We start from the raw sequence: 2208 nt of genomic DNA, 5'->3' as shown, positions 1-2208 counted from the left end.
GGCGACATCACCTGTGGGACGGAGCGAGCGGAGTGGGGGAGAGACGGCGGTGCCCCCGGAGGGAGTCGGGGGCACCGCCGGTGGTGCGGAGGGTGGAGCGGGTACCCGGGCGCGGTGGCCGGGCGGCGGAGCGTCAGCCGTAGGTCTCGGCGACCGCGGTCTTCGACGGGTCGTTGATGCTCTTCGGCGTGGGCGGGGGCGGCGGGGCCTGTCCCGGCTGCAGCACGGGGTCCCGGCCGGTCTCGGTGATCTGCGTCTTGAACTCGGTGAATTCCCGGACGATGTTGTCCTCGGCCTGGAGGTAGTTGTTGCCCGCGGCCCCCAGCGCGAAGGCGATCCGCGGCAGGACGGCGTTCGCCGCACTGGCGTCGTCGCCGTGCTTGCCGAACAGATCGGTCATGCAGGCGTCCCAGCGGTCGTAGAACGCCTGCATCTCGTCCTTGGTCCTGCCGGCCCAGGCGAGCTTCAGATTGCTCATCACGGAGTTGATCGTGGAGATCTGGGAGGCGAGGTTCGCGACCAGCCCGCCGCCGCCGTCGGTGCCGCCGAGCTGGGTGCTGAAGACCCGCAGCATCTGGGCGTCGACGCTGATCTGGGCGTTGTTGGCCCCGTGGAGGCCGTAGACGGGCGCCTTCGTCGGATCGAGGTCGATGGGATCGGGTTGCTTGGGGCTCACCGGTGCTCCTGGAGAGGGTGGTGGAGTGCACTCCGGGCCGGGACGGGCGGCTCGGGTGGCTCCCTCGCGGGCGTGGTCCTGACGCCTGACGCCGCCGCACCGGGAAGCCGGGCGGCCCGTCGTGTGACGGCGTCCGGCGCGGCTAGTGGTTCTTGTGGAAGTTCTGGGTGTTGGTCTCCTCGACCTGCCGGTACTCCTCGTACGCGGCGTTCATCCGGTCCGACATGTCGCGCAGCAGGTCGGCGAGGACGGTCATGTTGTCGCTGAACTCCCGCTGGAGGTTGCCGAAGGTCGCACCCGACGGGCTCTGCCAGACGCCCTCGGCGAGGTTGAGGACCTGCTTCACGAGCATCACGTCGTTCTCGATGTCCGCGGTGCAGCCCTTCACCGTGGACATGGCGTCGCGAAGATGCTCCAGCTCGACGCGGAACTCGGTCAGGGTCAGGGTATGAGAGGCCACCTTTCGACCCTAGCCGCGGTCACCTGCGCGGGGGTACGCCCCAGTTTTCCGACAGGTGCGGTGTCTCAGAACGGGGACCTTCCCCCGGGGCGTCCCCGTCGGCGTCTCTGAACAGGGACCTGGAAGGTCGCCGCCGGAATCCGGTGGGATGAGCTGGGATTGACCGGACCCTACCCGAGCGCACCCGGTGGAGGCACCCATGGCAGTGGATCCGATGAACTCACGGCACGGCCCGCCCAGGGTCTACAACGAGGACAAGCCGCAAGACCCGAACGCCGGCCTGTCGGAGGAGGAGAAAAAGAAGAAAAAGGAGGAGTACGACGCGCTGCCGGAGGAGGAGAAGCAGAAACAGAAGCAGGAACAGCAGACCGTTCCCAGCTACCAGCAGCCGCCCTCCCTGTCGATGATCTGGGGCGACGCCCCGCCCATCACGACCTACATGCCGAAGACGAACGGTGGCAACGGCGGCGGCGACACCACCTCCGCGGGCATCCATCCGGCGATCAACGTGGGCGTCGGCAGCATCGCCGACGCCATGCAGACGATGCTGGAGGCGTCCCGGCGCTCGGTCGACGCCTACACCACGCTGAAGGCGCTCGTGTACACGGCGTCGACCGACAACGCCACCTTCGGCCAGCAGGCGACACACAAGGACGACTGGGGCAAGAAGGACGGCAGCGCGCCCCACGGCAAGCAGAGCAACAGTGGCGTGGGCCCCAACTACGCCAAGCACAACGGCGGCAACGAGCCGGACGAAAGGCTCCAGGACGCCGCCAAGTACTTCGCCGCGGGCATGGTCCCGAAGATGAACCAGGTACTGGCCCTGTGCGCCAACTCTCTGGAGCTCGCCGGAGAGTTCATCGTCCGGCTGGACCGCGCCGGCACCTTCTACGCCAGCGCCGACCACTCGTCCGCCTTCCCCGAGCCACGGGGCAAGCCGATCGCGGAGTGACCGCGCGCTCACCGGTCGTACGGCGATCGCGCACTCACCGGGTCGTACGGCGAAGGGCCGGGCCACCGCTCCCCATGGAACGGTGGCCCGGCCCTTCGCCGTCCGGCCTGCGGCCTGTCC

At 68.8% G+C, this 2208-nt stretch carries 3 protein-coding genes; 1 reads left to right on the top strand and 2 read right to left on the bottom strand.

What is annotated here, in order from left to right; translation table 11 throughout:
- Window positions 1-133: 133 nt before the first annotated feature.
- A complete protein-coding gene (locus ACGH2B_RS00970; protein ID WP_399082475.1) occupies window positions 134-676 on the bottom strand; it encodes a WXG100 family type VII secretion target in 543 nt (180 codons plus the stop codon).
- 142 nt (window positions 677-818) lie between these two features.
- Window positions 819-1136: a WXG100 family type VII secretion target gene (locus ACGH2B_RS00965; protein WP_399082472.1), complete on the bottom strand. Its 318-nt coding sequence runs from the start codon at window positions 1134-1136 to the stop codon at window positions 819-821.
- A 199-nt stretch (window positions 1137-1335) separates the two neighbouring features.
- On the opposite strand from ACGH2B_RS00965, the gene ACGH2B_RS00960 reads away from it, so the two are divergent.
- Window positions 1336-2088, top strand: coding sequence for a hypothetical protein (locus ACGH2B_RS00960; RefSeq protein ID WP_399082469.1), 753 nt, complete (start codon window positions 1336-1338; stop codon window positions 2086-2088).
- The last annotated feature ends 120 nt before the right edge of the window (window positions 2089-2208 follow it).

Source organism: Streptomyces sp. BBFR2, from assembly GCF_044497305.1.
GTDB lineage: Bacteria > Actinomycetota > Actinomycetes > Streptomycetales > Streptomycetaceae > Streptomyces.
This window is presented reverse-complemented; position numbering and strand designations above follow the sequence as displayed.